The organism is Streptomyces cellostaticus, assembly GCF_001513965.1.
Taxonomy (GTDB): Bacteria; Actinomycetota; Actinomycetes; order Streptomycetales; family Streptomycetaceae; genus Streptomyces; species Streptomyces cellostaticus.
The window spans coordinates 1-15,961 of record NZ_KQ948061.1 but is presented as its reverse complement, the minus strand read 5'-3'; the positions used below and the strand labels follow the sequence as shown (position 1 = coordinate 15,961).

At 72.4% G+C, this 15,961-nt stretch carries 14 protein-coding genes; 13 read left to right on the top strand and 1 reads right to left on the bottom strand.

The annotated features are described in order from the left end of the window. Window positions 1-107: 107 nt before the first annotated feature. The 3 genes from AQI88_RS40205 (at window position 108) to AQI88_RS40195 (ending at window position 2,981) form a co-directional block, all read left to right on the top strand. Window positions 108-1,352, top strand: coding sequence for a cytochrome P450 family protein (locus AQI88_RS40205; RefSeq protein WP_067010394.1), 1,245 nt, complete (start codon window positions 108-110; stop codon window positions 1,350-1,352). Further along, the gene (locus AQI88_RS40200) at window positions 1,349-2,077 is read left to right on the top strand and encodes an HAD family hydrolase (protein ID WP_067010391.1); all 729 of its coding nucleotides are present in this window, start codon (window positions 1,349-1,351) and stop codon (window positions 2,075-2,077) included. Before AQI88_RS40205 ends, AQI88_RS40200 begins: the two co-directional genes overlap by 4 nt. Window positions 2,078-2,312: 235 nt before the next feature. Continuing rightward, window positions 2,313-2,981, top strand: coding sequence for a ScbR family autoregulator-binding transcription factor (locus tag AQI88_RS40195; protein WP_067010388.1), 669 nt, complete (start codon window positions 2,313-2,315; stop codon window positions 2,979-2,981). Between the two features lie 15 nt (window positions 2,982-2,996). Here AQI88_RS40195 and AQI88_RS40190 read toward each other — a convergent pair whose 3' ends face one another. After that, a complete protein-coding gene (locus tag AQI88_RS40190) occupies window positions 2,997-3,761 on the bottom strand; it encodes an SDR family oxidoreductase (protein WP_067010385.1) in 765 nt (254 codons plus the stop codon). A 199-nt stretch (window positions 3,762-3,960) separates the two neighbouring features. Between AQI88_RS40190 and AQI88_RS40185 the strand changes: the two genes are divergently transcribed. The 10 genes from AQI88_RS40185 (at window position 3,961) to AQI88_RS40140 (ending at window position 15,713) form a co-directional block, all read left to right on the top strand. Continuing rightward, complete coding sequence (locus AQI88_RS40185) at window positions 3,961-4,164, top strand: acyl-CoA carboxylase subunit epsilon (protein WP_067010382.1); 204 nt, start codon at window positions 3,961-3,963, stop codon at window positions 4,162-4,164. Window positions 4,165-4,301: 137 nt separating this feature from the next. Further along, window positions 4,302-5,882, top strand: coding sequence for an acyl-CoA carboxylase subunit beta (locus tag AQI88_RS40180; protein WP_398698731.1), 1,581 nt, complete (start codon window positions 4,302-4,304; stop codon window positions 5,880-5,882). A gap of 70 nt (window positions 5,883-5,952) precedes the next feature. Continuing rightward, the gene (locus AQI88_RS40175) at window positions 5,953-6,588 is read left to right on the top strand and encodes a ScbR family autoregulator-binding transcription factor (RefSeq protein WP_067010375.1); all 636 of its coding nucleotides are present in this window, start codon (window positions 5,953-5,955) and stop codon (window positions 6,586-6,588) included. Between the two features lie 50 nt (window positions 6,589-6,638). Beyond that, complete coding sequence (locus tag AQI88_RS40170) at window positions 6,639-7,619, top strand: thiamine pyrophosphate-dependent dehydrogenase E1 component subunit alpha (protein ID WP_244184585.1); 981 nt, start codon at window positions 6,639-6,641, stop codon at window positions 7,617-7,619. Between the two features lie 32 nt (window positions 7,620-7,651). Continuing rightward, entirely contained in the window at window positions 7,652-8,686 is a 1,035-nt protein-coding gene (locus AQI88_RS40165) for an alpha-ketoacid dehydrogenase subunit beta (RefSeq protein WP_067010370.1), read from the top strand. A gap of 176 nt (window positions 8,687-8,862) precedes the next feature. Then, on the top strand, window positions 8,863-12,150 hold the full coding sequence (locus AQI88_RS40160) for a condensation domain-containing protein (RefSeq protein ID WP_159050527.1): 3,288 nt from the start codon (window positions 8,863-8,865) through the stop codon (window positions 12,148-12,150). Window positions 12,151-12,445: 295 nt separating this feature from the next. Next, a complete protein-coding gene (locus AQI88_RS40155) occupies window positions 12,446-13,279 on the top strand; it encodes an AfsR/SARP family transcriptional regulator (protein ID WP_067010426.1) in 834 nt (277 codons plus the stop codon). A gap of 53 nt (window positions 13,280-13,332) precedes the next feature. Further along, window positions 13,333-13,974: a ScbR family autoregulator-binding transcription factor gene (locus AQI88_RS40150; RefSeq protein ID WP_067010353.1), complete on the top strand. Its 642-nt coding sequence runs from the start codon at window positions 13,333-13,335 to the stop codon at window positions 13,972-13,974. 91 nt (window positions 13,975-14,065) lie between these two features. After that, a complete protein-coding gene (locus AQI88_RS40145; protein WP_067010350.1) occupies window positions 14,066-14,797 on the top strand; it encodes an acyl carrier protein in 732 nt (243 codons plus the stop codon). An 82-nt stretch (window positions 14,798-14,879) separates the two neighbouring features. Next, window positions 14,880-15,713, top strand: a complete 834-nt coding sequence (locus AQI88_RS40140; protein ID WP_067010347.1) for a 4'-phosphopantetheinyl transferase family protein — start codon at window positions 14,880-14,882, stop codon at window positions 15,711-15,713. Window positions 15,714-15,961 lie beyond the last annotated feature (248 nt).

The following is a 15,961-nucleotide window of genomic DNA, read 5'->3' as shown; positions in this document are numbered from 1 at the left end:
CCTGAAAACGGACCTTATCAACCGTTGTTAAAAACCAGCCACCCGGTTTAGTATCCGGGGGCTGGCGGTTGATCGTCGGCCCGATGGACCACCCACAGGAGACAGTGATGCTTCGTCAGGAATCGCCCTACGTCATCGATTCGACCGGCCGCGATCTCCCAGGGGAAGCGGCACGGCTGCGGGAGCGGGGCCCGGTCGTACGGGTGGTCCTGCCGGGAGGCGTCGCGGCGTGGGCGGTGACGGACCTCGACCTGATCAAGCAGCTGCTGACCGACCCGCGCGCCTCGAAGGACGCCTACCAGCACTGGCCGGCCTGGGTGGGCGGAGAGGTGGACGAGTCATGGCAGATGTCCATGTGGGTGTCGGTGCGCAACATGCTGACGGCGTACGGGGAGGAGCACGCCCGGCTGCGCCGTCTCGTGGCCGGCGCGTTCACCGCGCGCCGCACCGCCGACCTGCGGCCGCGGGTGGAGAGCATCACCGCGCGACTGCTGGACGGCCTGGCCGCGGTGGCCCCCGGTGAGGCCGTCGACCTGCGGAAGGAGTTCGCACACCCCCTTCCGGTGCTCGTCATGGGCGAGATGCTGGGGCTGTCGGAGGACCTCCACGCCGATCTGCAGCGCATGGTCGATGTGCTGTTCAAGACGACAGCCGCGCCCGAGGAGGCCCAGGCCAACCAGTACGCGCTGTACGCACTGCTGACGGAACTGGTCGCCGCCAAGCGCAGAGCCCCCGGGGCCGACCTCACCAGCGAACTGATCGCCGTGCGGGACGAGGACGGGGGAGAGGGGCTGAGCGAGAAGGAGCTCGTCGACACCCTGCTGCTGCTCATCGGCGCGGGCACCGAGACCACCGTCAATCTCATCGACCAGGCCGTGCACGCGCTGATCACCCACCCCGCCCAGCTGGAGCTGGTCCTCAGGGGCGAGGCCACCTGGGACAGTGTCATCGACGAGACGCTGCGCTACCAGCCCGTCGCCGCCAACGTCCCGTTCCGTTTCGCTGTCGAGGACATCGAGGTCGGCGGCGTCACGATCCCCCGGGGCGACCCCATCCTGGTGTCCCTGGCCGCCGCCGGACGCTGTCCGCACCGACACGGCGCGGACGCCGACCAGTTCGACGTGGCCCGTCCCAGCCGCCGGGACCACGTCCCCTTCGGCTACGGCGTCCACCACTGCATCGGCCGGCCGCTGGCCCGGCTGGAGGCCTCGATCGCCCTCGAGGCGCTGTTCGCACGCTATCCCCGGATGGCGTCGGCCGTGCCGGAGGCGGAACTGGCGGTGCGCGAGTCCTTCATCTCCAGCGGGCACGTCGCGCTGCCGGTCGTACTGGAGCCCGGAGCCGCGGCATGACGGCACGTCATCTGCGCCTGGTCGCGGTGAACATCGACGGGGTGCTCCTCAACGACACGTTCAGTCCGGTCATCCACCGCTTCGTGGTCGGCCGAGGAGGCCGCTACACCGCCGAACTGGAACGGGCCCTGTTCTCCCAGCCGCAGAGGGCCGCCGCGGCGGCCGCCGCGGCCGCGGGCCTGGGGGGAAGCCCCGAGGAACTGCTGGAGGCGTACTTCGCGGAGCGGGAGGCCTACCTCCGGGACCACCCGGTCCGGGTCCTCGACGGCGCGCAGCGGCTCCTTGCCCGGATCCGGGACCTGGACGTGGCGGTGGTCTGTTACGGAGGGCTCGACCGGACACACTTCGACCGGCACCTGGCCGGCCTCGCCGCGTACTTCGACGCCCCGGGCTATGTGTGCACCGACGATTTCCGGCCGGGCATCCGGGAGATCACCCAGGACATCGTCGGGGTCCGTCCCGACCAGGCGCTGTTCATCGACGACGTGGCCCGGGTCGCCGAGGCCGCGCGCTCGTCGGGCACGGCCTTCATCGGACATCCGAGCCCTTTCGCGCAGGGCTTCCAGGAAGAGGCGATGCGCCGGGCGGGAGTGCGTCACGTGGTGCGCTCCCTCGACGCGATCGACGAGCAGCTGCTGCACACCCTCGACGCGGAGGCTGCCGCCGGCACGGTGTGGGACCCTGCGCCCACGGAGCCGGAGCAGGATCCCGCCAACCTTCACTGACACCTGACGGGAAGGTTTCCGGGGCCCCGGCTGTCGGGCAATATACGGAATCACGCAGTCCGTGCTGTTTGTCGCGCCCCTTCTCAGGGGCGATGCACAGCGGACGCTGAGCTTTCCCCTTACTTCCGGTATAGGGGGCTGGCTCACAGACCTGTAAGATTCGTCGCAGGCGGTTTCTTTTTGCTCCACTCTCGGGTGGGGCCAGTTGAACCAACAGGTACGTAGGAGGCGTTCCGTGGCACAGCAGGAACGGGCAGTCCGGACCCGCCGGGCGGTTCTGGAAGCGGCGGCCACGGTGTTCGCCGAGCACGGGTACGCCGCTGCGACCGTGGCGGACATACTCAAGTTGGCCGGCCTGACCAAGGGCGCCCTGTACTTCCACTTCCCCTCCAAGGAAGCCCTCGCGCAGGGCATCCTGGAGGCCCAGGTGCCGCAGCAGCTCATTCCGCAGGAACTGAAGCTCCAGGAGTGGGTGGACGCGGGCATGACGCTGGCGCACCAGTTGCCGCGGGACCCCGTGCTGCGCGCCGGTGCCCGGCTCTCGGCGGAGTACACCGGGGACGAGCAGCACGGCAGCGCCTTCCCCGCCTGGATCGCCTTCTCGGCCTCGCTGCTGGATCAGGCGAAGCGGAACGGGGAGGTCTTGGGCCATGTCGAGCCGACCGAGACCGCCGAGTGCCTTCTCGGCTCGTTCCACGGCGTCCAGCTCTTCTCCCAGTTGCAGTCGAACTGGGCGGACATCGAGCAGCGCGCCTCCGTGCTGTTCCGGCATGTCCTTCCGGCCATCGCGGTGCCCTCCGCGCTGGTGCGGCTGGACACCGCCCCGGACCGGGGGGCCCGGGTCGTCGCCGAGCTGAAGGCGATGGCGGCGGAGCAGGACGGGCTGGTTCCACTGGCGGGCTGAACCGCCGGACAGGCCCTAAAGGCCCCCGCCGCCCGAGGCGTCCAGGCACTGTCCGGTGATCCACCGGGAGTCGTCCGAGGCGAGGAAGGCCACGATGTCGGCGATGTCGGCGGTCTCTCCCATGCGCCGGAAGACCGAGAGGGCCGCGTGTGCGGCCTCGCCTTCGGGCGTGGCCCAGCGCCGGGCGTTCATGTCCGTCTTCACGAAGCCGGGCGCCACGGCGTTCACCGTGATGCCGCGCCGGCCCAGGTCCTTGGCCAGGGCGCGGGTCATGGCCTCGACGGCCGCCTTCGCCATGCAGTAGGCGATGGACTCGGGAAGGGCCACCCTGGTCGCGGCGGAACTGATGTTGACGATCCGTCCGCCGTCGCGCAGTCGCCCCAGTGCGTGCTGGACGAGGAAGAGCGGTGCCTTGGCGTGCAGGGCCATCAACTCGTCGAAGTCCGGCGGCGTCACGTCGGACACGGACCCCCGCGTGTTGGTGCCCGCGTTGTTGACCAGGACGTCGAGGACCGGTTCCGCCCCCTGCTCCTTCAGCGCCGCGTCGAATCGCTCGTACAGGTGCCGTGCGTCGTCGGGCACGCCGAGCGGGGCCTGCACGACGACGGCGCGACCGCCGTTCTCCGTGATCATCGCGACGGTCTCGCGCGCCGCGGTCTCGTCGGCCCGGTAGTGGACAGCGACCAGCGCGCCGTCCGCCGCCAGGCGGCGGGCGATGCCCCGGCCTATGCCCCGTCCCGCCCCCGTGACCAGGGCCGTCTTGCCTGCCAGAGCACCCACGTCGTTCCCCCTCGCGCTGCTGCCGCGCCGGTCCTGCCCGCGCCCGGCGTGTCCCCGGTGATCGTATGCGTGTTCGTCGGTGCAGGGGGTACCGGCCGGGCCGTGCAGGGCGTTCCTCGCCCCGCCGCCTTCTTGAGCGGTACCCGAGCCGTTCTCGATCTCCTGGCACCAGCGTGGTCGAAAAGGTGAGGAGGCCGCCATGGACGGAGGTCCCGGGGACCCGCGGGCCGTGCTGCGCGTGGAGCGGGGGCAGGCCACCAGCGAGGAGCTCGCTGCGGTCACCGTGACCTTGCTGTCGCTGCTGGCGGGCCTCGCCGACCACCGGCCCGAGCGCCGGGAGAGCGCTCTGCGGACCGGCTGGGCCACGGGCCGGGTGTACCGGGCGCCGCGCAGCTGGCGCTGAACTTCCCCCGGGCGGCCGGCGCGCCCCGGACGTGCAGCGGTGCCCCGCCGACGCTTTAAACCGCACGGACGGTTTGCTAGGCTCCGAGGCTGGTATCCGCGCACTCGTACGGATGGACGGAAGGAACTGGCGTGTCGATGGTGGAGCGGGCGTGGGCCGGAACGTCCACCGATGCCCGGTCTCGGGTGGCGGAACTCAGGGACCGACGCGCGAAGGCGTCGGAAGGCCCGGGCCAGGCGGCGACCGCGGCCCAGCACGCCAGAGGAAAGCTGACCGCGCGCGAGCGGATCGCGCTGCTGCTCGACGAGGGATCGTTCCAGGAAATCGGTCTGTTGAGCCGGCACCGGGCGACCGGCTTCGGCCTGGAGAACAACCGGCCGTACACGGACGGAGTGGTCACCGGCTGGGGGACGGTGGACGGCCGGACCGTCTTCGTCTACGCGCACGACTTCCGGATCTACGGCGGCGCGCTGGGCGAGACCCACGCGGCCAAGATCCACAAGATCATGGACATGGCCATCGCGGCCGGCGCGCCACTGGTGTCGCTCAACGACGGCGCGGGCGCCCGTATCCAGGAGGGCGTGACCGCGCTCGCCGGGTACGGCGGGATCTTCCGCCGCAACACCCTCGCCTCCGGAGTGATCCCGCAGATCAGCGTGATACTCGGGCCGTGCGCGGGTGGCGCCGCCTACAGCCCGGCCCTCACCGATTTCGTGTTCATGGTCCGGGGGACCTCGCAGATGTTCATCACCGGGCCGGACGTGGTCAAGGCGGTGACGGGTGAGGAGATCACCCACAACGGGCTCGGCGGCGCCGATGTGCAGGCGGAGACCTCGGGGGTCGCGCATTTCGCGTACGACGACGAGGAGACCTGCATCGCCGAGGTGCGCTACCTGCTGTCGCTGCTGCCCTCCCACAACCGTGAGCACCCGCCTGCCGTGCCCGGCACGGACCCGGCCGACCGCCGCTGCGACGAGCTGCTGGACCTGGTGCCGGTGGACGGCAGCCGGCCCTACGACATGCGCCGGGTGATCGAGGTGCTCGTCGACGACGGCGAGTACCTGGAAGTGCACGAGCGCTGGGCCGGCAACATCGTGTGCGCGCTGGCACGTCTCGACGGCGAGGTGGTCGGGATCGTCGCCAGCCAGCCGCAGACGCTGGCCGGCGTGCTGGACATCGAGGCCTCCGAGAAGGCCGCCCGCTTCGTGCAGATGTGCGACGCCTTCAACATCCCCCTGGTCACGCTGCTGGACGTGCCCGGCTTCCTGCCGGGCGTCGACCAGGAACACCGCGGCATCATCCGGCACGGCGCGAAGCTGCTGTACGCGTACTGCAACGCCACCGTCCCGCGCATCAGCCTCGTACTGCGCAAGGCCTACGGCGGCGCGTACATCGTCATGGATTCCCAGTCCATCGGCGCCGACCTGACCTATGCCTGGCCGACGAACGAGATCGCCGTGATGGGCGCCGAGGGTGCCGCCAACGTCATCTTCCGGCGCCGGATCGCCGAGGCCGAGGATCCCGAGGACATGCGGGCGAGGCTGGTCAAGGAGTACAAGGCCGAGCTGATGCACCCCTACTACGCGGCCGAGCGCGGCCTGGTCGACGACGTGATCGACCCCGCCGCCACCCGCGAGGTGCTGATCCGTTCCCTGGCCATGCTGCGCGCGAAGCACGCAGACCTGCCGTCCCGCAAGCACGGCAACCCGCCCCAATGACCCACACCCCCGCACGCATCACCACAGCGGCCAGGCCGCCTCGTCAGTCGTCGGCCGCAGGAGAACTTGAATGGCCATGCAGGAACGTGCGGTGCGCACGAGAAGGTCGTTGATCCACGCCGCCGCCGCGGTGTTCACGGAAGAGGGGTACGTCCCGTCGTCGCTCGCGACGATCAGCAAACGGGCCGGTGTCAGCAACGGGGCGCTGCACTTCCACTTCGAGAACAAGAAGGCGCTCGCCCGGGCGGTCGAGGACCAGGCCGCCGACGCGGTCCGCAGACTCGTCCAGCCCGTGCACGGCGGCCGGGCGAGCGCGCTGCAGACACTCGTCGACGCGACATACGGGCTGGTGGGCAGCCTCCTGGACGACATCGTCGTCCGGGCCGGTTTCGAGCTCAGCTCCCAGCGCGCCCTGGGCCCCGAGGCCCGGATGCTGCGCATCTGGCACGAGTGGGTCGAACAGACGCTGCACCGGGCCAAGGCGGAAGGCCAGCTGGCTCCCGGCGTCTCGTCGGACGATGCCGCGGCGGCGATCGTGGCGGTGACCGTGGGCCTCGAGGTGCTCGCCGGGGTCGATCCGCAGTGGCTCGCCGAGCGGCGGATCGCCGGGTTCTGGGAGCTGCTGCTGCCCGGCATCGCCACCGAGCCCGTCTGCGCCCGGCCCGAAGCCCATGAGCGCAGGCGCACCGAGACCGGGGAGGCGTGAGCGGCCGGCGGCCGCGCCCCAGCAGGACACCCGAAAGTGAGGAACACCCCGTGGAAAACCGGCAGTTGCTGCGCAGCATGGTCCGCATCCGGTGCATCGAAGAAGTGATCGGCGACGTCTACCGCGACGAACAGCAGATGCGCACCCCCGTCCACTTATCGATCGGGCAGGAGGCCGCGGCCGTCGGCGTGTGCGCCGCACTGCGCACCGAGGACGTCGTCTACAGCGGCCACCGCTGCCACGCCCACTACTTCGCCAAGGGAGGTGATCTCGGCGCCATGGTGGCGGAGCTGTACGGCAGGGAGACCGGCTGTGCCGCAGGACGCGGCGGCTCGGCGCACCTCGTCGACGAGTCCGCCGGATTCGGCGCCTCCTCCGCGATCCTCGGCGAGATGATCTCCGTGGCCACCGGAGCGGCCTGGGCCTTCGCCCGCGAGGAGGCGCCCAGAGTGGCGGTCAGCTTCTTCGGCGACGGCGCCTCCGAGGAGGGCGTCTTCCACGAATCGCTGAACTTCGCCGCGCTGCACCGGCTCCCCGTGCTCTACGTGTGCGAGAACAACCAGTACTCGCTCTCCTCGCCGCTCGCCGCACGCCAGCCCCCCGGCACGAGCATCAGCGGGCGGGCCCGTGGCTACGGCATCCCGGCGGCCCGCCTCGACGGCAACGACGTCGCCGCGGTCCACGCCGCCGCCGTGACGGCCGTCGAGCACTGCCGTTCGGGCACCGGCCCCTACCTCCTGGAACTGGACACCTACCGCTGGCGCGAGCACGTCGGTCCCGGCTGGGACCACGAACTCGGCGGCCGCTCCAGGTCCGAGGTGTTGTCCTGGATGGAACGCTGTCCCATCCGCCGGGCCGCCGATGCCCTGCGCGGCGCCGACCCGGACGTGGACGAGCGGATCGCCGTCTGGGAGCGGGAGTTCCGCGCGGAGGCGCACGCCGCGATCGCGGCGGCCGAGACCGCCCCCTATCCCCGCGTCGAGGACCTGCTCGTCGGCACCTACGGCGACCACGGCACGTGCGCCGGCTGACGGGCGACGCTCCGAAGGAGGAAGCGCAGCAAATGAGGACCCTCACCTACAGCCAGGCCATCAGCGAAGCCACGGTCCAGTGCATGGAGGCCGATCCGGCCGTCATCGTGGCCGGCCAGAGCGTCGACGACTACAAAGGGGTGTACGGCACCACCGGTGAGGCCTTCGCCCGCTTCGGCAGGGCCAGAGTGATCGACATACCCAACGGGGAGAACGCCTTCGCCGGCATCGCGGTCGGCGCGGCCACCATGGGCCTGCGCCCGCTGGTCGTCCACACCCGTGACGACTTCATGTTCCTGGCCATGGACGCCCTCATCAACCTGGCCGCCAAGTGGCGCTACATGTACGGCAACAAGCGGGGCGTGCCCGTCGTCACCCGTGGCGTCGTCGGCCGCGGCTGGGGACAGGGCGCCACCCATTCCCAGAGCCTGCAGTCCCTCTTCGGGCACTTCCCCGGCCTCCACGTCGCCACCCCGGCCAGCCCGGCGGACGCCAAGGGCCTGCTGGTGACGGCTCTTCAGGGCGACACACCGGTCGTCCTCCTGGAGAACCGCGGACTGTACGGCCTCCAGGGCGAGGTGCCACGGGAGCCGGTCGCCGTGCCGTTCGGCAAGGGCCGGATCGTCCGCGCGGGCGACGACGTGACGATCGTCGCCGCGTCCCTCATGGTGCACGAGGCCGAACGTGCCGCTGACGTCCTCGCCGCCCAGGGCGTCAGCGCCGAGGTCGTGGACGTCCGCAGCATCCGGCCGCTCGACGACGCCATGATCTGCGCGTCCGTCGCGAAGACGGGGCACCTCGTCGTGGCGGACACCAGCTGGGCACGCTACGGCTTCACCGCCGAGGTGGCCGCAGTCGTGGCGGAGAACGTGCCCGGCGCCCTGAAGGCGCCGGTGCGCCGGGTGACGCCGCCGGACTGCCCCTCGCCCGTCTCCTCGCCTCTGGAGAACGCGTTCAACCCCGGCGCGGAGACCGTCACCCGGGCCTGCCTGGAGGTCCTGGGCCTGACCGACGGTGTCGTACCGGAGATGCGGAACGTCATGGCCGGATTCATCGGCCCGTACTGACCCCGGGCAGGGCACCCGACCGGCCGTCCGGCTGAGAGCCGTTGGGGGAGCGCTCCAGGGGCGCTGGAAGAAACGGGCGCCTCGCGCACGCAGCGCTACCGTGCTGAGCAGGGCGAAAGCGTTTCGCTGCGTGAGTTTCGCTGTGTAGGAGGGGAAGGGGACGCCCCGGGATGCCGATGACCGACGCCCGTGCCACCGCCGAACGCCGCACCGATGCGTCGATGACCGTGGTCGTCGACCCCGGACGGCGCCCCTACGACGTCCCGCCCGTTCTGGAGATCCGGGGCCCGCTGGCCGGCGCCCGCGTGGCGGCGGCGCTCGACCACGCCGCCACGCGCACCCCCGGCGGCCGGCCCTGGCGCCACACACTGCAACGGCTCGGGCCCGACCACCACATGCTGCACGTCGAGCCGCGGACGGCCCCCGCGTCCCCGGGCGACCCGCACGAGTGCCCCGACGCCTTCCCGGCCGGCCTCGTCGCGGACCTGCTCACCGCCCGCGACCGGCCGGCCGTCCCGCTCGCACCGGCCCAGCTCGACCGGGTCCGGCGAGCCGAGGACGCCCCGGGCCACCACCCCTTCCGGGTGCTGAACGCGGCCGAGCCGCTCGACCCGGCCGCGGTGGACGCCGCCCTGCGCGCCCTGGCCAGGGCCCACCCGCTGCTCGGCGCCCGGATCGACACCACGGCGGGCGGCGGCATGCACGCGGTGCCGCTCGGGTACGCGGCCGAGCACACGGACCTCTGCGACGTCCCGCGCGCCCGCGAGCAGGAGGCCGTCGCCGCCGCGGCCCGCCGCCTGGACCCCGCCACCGGCACCACGCTGTGCGCCCTGCTGCTGCGCAAGCGGCGCAGGCTCGTGGTGGTGGCCCACGAACTCGTCGCCGACCAGGTCGCGCTGGACATCCTCATGGCCGACCTGCGGGCCGCGCTGGCCCGGCCCGAGGAGGAACTCGCGGCCGAGGACGTGCGGTACACGGACTGGGCCGCGGCGCTGCCCGCGGTGGCCACCGACCCCCGGGAGACCGACCGCTGGCGCACCGTCGCCGAGGGCCGCGCCGCCACCCGCGCACTGCGCCCCCGCGCCCCGCTGCCGGACGTCGACCCGCACCGCCACCCCGGCTTCGCCCTCGGCCGTGCGGCCACCCGGCGGCTGACCGGTGCCGTGCCCCGCCGCTTCGGCCTCACCCCGGCCCAACTGCTCACCGGGGCCATGGGGCTGGCCCTGATCCGGTGGCGCGGCACCGAGCGCGCCTCCTTCGACGTGTGCGTCGACGGACGCCAGGGCGGCCCGGCGCTCGCCCGGACGGTCGGACCGCTGGTCGAGACCGAGCCCGTGCTGCTGGACGGCGGGCGCGACGAGAACGCGCGTCAGTTCGTCGACCGGGTCGCCGCGAGCCTCGGCGACGTGGGGCGCGGCGCGTTCGGCGCGTGCCGTGAACACGCCCCCGATCCGGCGCTCCGGCTCGCGCTGCGCGAACCCGTGCCGGTCCTGGTGCGTTTCACCCCGGACGCGGACGTCCGCGCGGCCGAACGGCCGCCGGGGACCGCCGCCTCGTACGCACTGGACGCCGCCGCGCGCATACGCGGCGGCCGGCTGCGCATCGGGCTCGACTGGCTGCCCGCCGCCCGCGACGGCGTCACCGAGGAGTCCGCCGACCGGCTCATGGCCCTCCTGAAGGACGTCCTGGACGAGCTGGCCGGGAGCACCGGCGCCTCGCCCGCCACGACGAGCACCGTCGCCGCCGGCCCGCTGCAGCGCGAAATCCTGGCCGACGCCGACGCGCACCCCGGGACCGGACGGCAGATCGAGCAGCTCAGCTGGGTCTGGCACGGGCCGCTGGACATCGCCCGGTTCACGGCGGCATGGCAGTCCGTCTTCGACCGGGAAGCGGTCCTGCGGGCCGCCTTCGACCACGGTCCCGACCCCGCGATCACCCTCCACGACCGGGTCGTGCCGCAGGTGGTGCGGATGCCGTACACGGGTACGGACCGGCCCGACGCCCTCGTGAGCGACCGGCGGCGCGGGCTCGACCCGCGGTCCCCGGGACCGCTGCGGATCACGCTGCTCGACGGTCCGTGGGACGGCGGTACGACCCCGCAGACCACGCGGGTGCTGCTCACGTACCACCTGGCGCTGCTCGACACCTGGAGCGTGCGCCTGCTCGTGGCGGAGTTCTGCCGTGCCTATCTGGCGGACGGCACCCTGCCGGGCGGTGACCGGCGTCCCGACGTACGCGACTACGCGCACTGGATCGAGGCCCAGGACCTCGCCCCCGCACGGGACTTCTGGCTGCGGTCCGCGCCCCGGCCCACGACCGCGGCGTCGGTGTCGGCCTACGCCACCGCCTCGCCCGTCGCCCGGGGAACGGGTACCGGTCGCGCGCGCGTGCGACTCGCCTCCTCCGAGGCCGCCCGCCTCGACGCGTGGGCCGCCCGGTGGGGCGCCACGGAGAGCGGCGCGCTGCAGGCCGCCTGGGCGCTGCTGCTGTACCGGGCCGCCGGGGCGGACGGCTCGATGCCGGTGCGGTTCAGTGTCGCGGTCTCCGGGCGGGGCATCCCGCTGGAGGGCGTGGAGCGCCTGCCCGGTGCCCTGCGCAACCCGCTGCCCGTCTCGGTCGAGGTCGACCCCACCGCCACCGTGCCCGACCTGCTGGCGGCCCTGCGCGACCAGGCCGTCGACCTGTCGTCGTACGAGTGGGTCTCGGCCGGGCAGATCCACGACTGGACCGGCACGGTGCCGAACGGGCCGCACGGGGCTGAGCGGACCGCCGAGAGCCTGCTCGTCTTCGAGAGCGGTCTGGACCCGTTGCAGCGGCTCGAGCCCTCGTTCGCCGCGCACGGCATCCGTATGGACTTCCCCGAGACGACGGGCGCCGCGAACGCCTTCCCGGTCACGCTCGTCGCCCACCGCGACGAGGCCGGCGGCCTGGTGCTGTCCGTGATCCACGACCGCGCCCGCCTCGCGGACGGCACCGGACTGCTCGCCGACTGCGCCGACCTGCTGCGTGAACTGCCCTACGAGGCCGACGAGACGACGCCCATCGCCGAACTCCTCGACGAGCTGTCGGTCACGGCGGCCGCCCGGCCCGCTTTCCTGACCCTGCGTCAGGGGACGGGCGGCGTCATCTGTCTGGTGCCGACACCGGGCGTTCCCCGGTCCTGGTACGCCCGGCTGTCCCGGCAGTACGTGGGGCCGGAGACGGTGGTCCTGCTGCGGCTGACGCCGAAGGGGCCCCGGGCCTGGCACGAGGTGCTGCGCTCGCTGGCCGATGCGGGGCAGCGGCTGCTGCTCGTCGCCTTCTCGGGCGGGGGAGTCGCCGCCTACGAGACGGCCCGCCTCCTCGCGGCGGACGGGTGCCGCCCCGCGACGGTCGTGCTGACGGCCGACACCGGCAGCGACCAGGCGGTGGGCGACCTGGCGCGCCTGCTGGCGGAGGCGGCCCGGCGGCCCGGCGACATCTGACGGACCGGAGGGTCCGCTCGGCTTCCGAGCCACCCGCACTAAAGACCGAACGGAATGGTTTGCACGTGGTTTTGCGCCTGCGTGCGCCAACCTTCCTGCCGCAGTCGTCACTTATATCCGCTTTTATCCATCTAACTCCGCCTCATTTTCTGTACAGAGACGGTGGATGATATAAAACAGCGGAGTCGGTTTTCTATTGACGAACCGCCCGTGCTGTTTTTTACTCGACTTACCGAGACTGGCTCTGGACGCGGCCTTGGGCGACTGATGACTCATGCACCAGGAGGGGAACGGCGTGGACATCGAAGTACTGGGGACGTTGGCCATCAGGGAGAACGACGTCTCGGTGACGCCGCGGGCGCCCAAGCCCCGGCAGGTGCTGGCCCTGCTGGCGCTGCACGCCGACCAGGTCGTGCCCATCGCCTCGCTCATCGACGAGCTCTGGGGTGACCGCCCGCCGCGCAGCGCGCGGACCACCCTGCAGACCTACATACTGCAGCTGCGGGAGATGATCGCGAAGGCCCTGGAGAAGGACCCGGAGGGCAACCCGCCGCGTACGCCCAAGGACGTGCTCGCCACCGCTCCGGGCGGCTATGTGCTCCACACCTCCGGCGGCACCAGCGACGTCCGCGAGTTCGAACGGCTCGCCGGACTCGGCTACCGGGCCATGGACGCCGGCGACTTCCCGCGCGCGGCCCGCGAGCTGGGCGACGCCCTCGCGCTGTGGACCGACTCCGCACTCGCCGACGTGCAGGCGGGGCCGCAGCTGGAGATGCAGGCCAGGCGTCTGGAGGAGACCCGTCTGTGCGCGCTCGACCAGCGCATCGAGGCCGACCTGCGACTCGGCCGGCACCGGGAACTGCTCGGCGAGCTGACCGTTCTGGTCAGCCGCTACCGCACGCACGAGAACCTGCATGCCCAGTTCATGCTCGCGCTGCACCGCTCGGGACGCCGCAGCGAGGCGCTCGACGTGTACCAGCGGCTGCGGGCAACTCTCGTACGGGAAATGGGACTTGAGCCCTCCGCCAGTGTGCGCCGACTCCAGCAGTCGATCCTGGTGGCCCATCCCGAGCCCGGCACCGCGCAGCCGGCCGCCGCCGACCGCGAGCGGCTGACCCGGGTGGGCTGACGTCCGCACCCGGGGGGGCATGGGTCTTGGGAACCGGGAGAGGGGAACGTGTGATGCAGGCCAGATCGGAACGGACACGGCGCAATCTGATCCAGGCGGGTGCGCGCCTGTTCAACGAGCACGGATACGCCAGCGCCACACTGGGGCGGATCGTGGCGGACACGGGCGTGACGAAAGGGGCGCTGTACTTCCACTTCGCGTCCAAGGAGATGCTCGCCGACGCAGTGCAACAGGAATCCAGCGCGAGGTTCGTCGACTTCCTGCTGCGGCAGGAGGAGTCCGGCGCCCCGCCCGTACAGGTACTCATCGACATGACGCACTGGCTGTCCCGCGCGCTGCGCGAGGATCCGGTGGTCGGCGCCGGACTGCGGATCACCCACGAGTGCGCCGACCGGGAACCCCCGGTCACCGACTTCTACCAGGCGTGGAACCGCGAGGTGTTGCGGCTGCTCCGGCGGGCCGGCGAGGCGGGCGCACTGCGGGCCGCCGGCCGGGGCGAGGGGGCGGCGACGCTGCTGTGGGCGATGGTGTGCGGGCTCGCCGCCCTGGCCAGGGCGCTGCCGCCCGAGGAACTCGCCCAGCGGCTCGCCGCGTCGTGGGATCTGCTCCTCACCGTGCTCGTACCGCGGGACGAGGCGGCCCGGTACCGCACCCACGCGACCAACGCACTGGGCGACCTGGCCGAAGCGGCGTGACCAGCGCGGTCTCCGTGTGAGGGCCGCATCCGCACAGCGCAGCCAACGAGGGCACCGCCCTCACCACACTCACGAGTATTGGAGCTCCACCATGCACCGTGAACGACAGACCGCCCTCACCACAGCGCCCGCCGCCCCCGATGCCGACGTGCTCGCCCAGGTCGTGCGCATGCTCGCCGACGTACTGCGTCTCACGCCCGGGAAGATCGACCCCGAGCAGACGTTCCGCACGTGCGGGGTCGACTCGCTGCTCTCCGTGGAGTACGTGGCCACCGTCAACGAGTACTACGGCACCGCGATCAAGCCCGCCGCGCTCATCGACCACCCCACACCGCTGGACTTCGCCCGGTACGTGGCGCGCGAGACGGGGCTGACACCGGCCTGCGCGACACCCGCACCGTCCCCCGCGGCCACCGCGGCGATGCCGCCCGCGGCCGCGTCCGCGATGCCCGCGGCCGTGTTCCCCGCCACCGTGCCCGCACCGCCCGTCCTCGACGTCCTGCGTGAGGAGATCGCCCGCATCCTGTGCTGCGACCCGTGGGACATCGACACCGCCGCGCCCTTCTCCGCCCTCGGCGTGGACACCGAACTGGGCGCGGAGTTCGTCTCCGTCATCAACCTCGTGTACGGGCTGCACGAGCGCTCCGCCGTGCTGTACGACCACCCGAACCTCACGGCGCTGGCCTCCCACATCACCGCGCAGCGGCCCATGGGCCCCGCCCCGGACGCCGGGCGGATGCCGCTGGAGGAGCTGTTCGACGCGGTGCGCGACGGCCGGGTCACCGTGGAGCAGGCCCTCACCCTGCTGCCCCGGCGGGACTGAGACGGCGGACGGACATGGACAGGCAAGACACATGCATCCGATGTGAGGGCGGCGTCCTCGGCCCCGGGAGAGAGCCGGCCCCATGACGTCTCCCGCACCGGTGGACCAGCCCGAGCGGGTGTCGCACACCGCGGCGCCCGTCCAGCTGTGGTTCTGCCCCAACGACGCGCTCGCCCCGGCGATCGCCGGCGTTCTCGCGACGCACTGGCTGGACGAGTACGAACAGGAGACCGCCGGGCGCTTCCTGTTCGACCGTGACCAGCGCCAGTACCTGGTCGCGCACGCGCTCGTCCGCCGGGTCCTGGCCCTGGAGAGCGGCATCCCCGAGGCGGAGGCCGTGCTCTGGCGCTCCTCGCGGGGCAGGCCGTTTCTGCAGAAGCCCGTCGAAGGGCTGCCGCGCGGCGGCCGGGAACTGGACTTCAACCTGTCGCACACCGACGGGTACAACCTGCTCGGCGTGGTGCGCCGCCATCGCATCGGCGTCGACGTGGAACGGCTCGACCGCGGCGATCGGGGCTTCGACGCCATCGTGGAGAGCTTCGCGCCCGAGGAGATCGCCTGGGTGGCCGAGGCCGCTCCGGGCCGGGCCCGCGACCGCAGGGTCCTGCGGCTGTGGACGCTGAAGGAGGCCTACACCAAGGCGCGGGGCCTCGGCCTCGGGCTCTCCTTCGACTCCTTCGCGTTCACGCTCGCCAAGGACCGGGGCGTGCTCGCCTTCCGGCCGCCCGATGACGAAGCCCCGAGGCAGTGGCGCTTCGCGGAGCTGGAGCCCGAACCCGGCGTGCTCGTCGCCGTCGCCGTCATGGCGGGCCCCGACGAGGAGGCCGCACTGGACCTGCACCACGGCTTCCCCTGGAACCGGCAGGCACCTCGCCGGCTGTCCCTGCCACAGCCGGTGGGAGCCCACGCCTGGTAACCAGTGCAATGCAAGAACGGCCGCCACTCGCCGCGCACGCGGGCCTGCCGGCTTCCGGCACCTGCTGACCACCGACGGCGACCCGCGCCTGCCGCACGGACACCGCGCCTGCCCGCCGGTGCGGTCCGCGCGGCCCGCCGCCGGGAGCCGGTTTCGGCCGTCTGTCCCCGCTTGCCTGACAGCCGCCGGGGGCCTGGGACGCGCCCTCGTGCTCCTTGGCGACGCGGGGTTGGGGGCGGTGGGGGAGA

Coding starts and splice junctions, on each gene's coding strand:
- AQI88_RS40205 (WP_067010394.1), top strand. CDS start 108: ATGCTTCGTCAGGAATCGCCCTACGTCATCGATTCGACCGGCCGCGAT.
- AQI88_RS40200 (WP_067010391.1), top strand. CDS start 1,349: ATGACGGCACGTCATCTGCGCCTGGTCGCGGTGAACATCGACGGGGTG.
- AQI88_RS40185 (WP_067010382.1), top strand. CDS start 3,961: ATGGACGGAGGTCCCGGGGACCCGCGGGCCGTGCTGCGCGTGGAGCGG.
- AQI88_RS40180 (WP_398698731.1), top strand. CDS start 4,302: ATGGTGGAGCGGGCGTGGGCCGGAACGTCCACCGATGCCCGGTCTCGG.
- AQI88_RS40175 (WP_067010375.1), top strand. CDS start 5,953: ATGGCCATGCAGGAACGTGCGGTGCGCACGAGAAGGTCGTTGATCCAC.
- AQI88_RS40165 (WP_067010370.1), top strand. CDS start 7,652: ATGAGGACCCTCACCTACAGCCAGGCCATCAGCGAAGCCACGGTCCAG.
- AQI88_RS40160 (WP_159050527.1), top strand. CDS start 8,863: ATGACCGACGCCCGTGCCACCGCCGAACGCCGCACCGATGCGTCGATG.
- AQI88_RS40150 (WP_067010353.1), top strand. CDS start 13,333: ATGCAGGCCAGATCGGAACGGACACGGCGCAATCTGATCCAGGCGGGT.
- AQI88_RS40145 (WP_067010350.1), top strand. CDS start 14,066: ATGCACCGTGAACGACAGACCGCCCTCACCACAGCGCCCGCCGCCCCC.
- AQI88_RS40140 (WP_067010347.1), top strand. CDS start 14,880: ATGACGTCTCCCGCACCGGTGGACCAGCCCGAGCGGGTGTCGCACACC.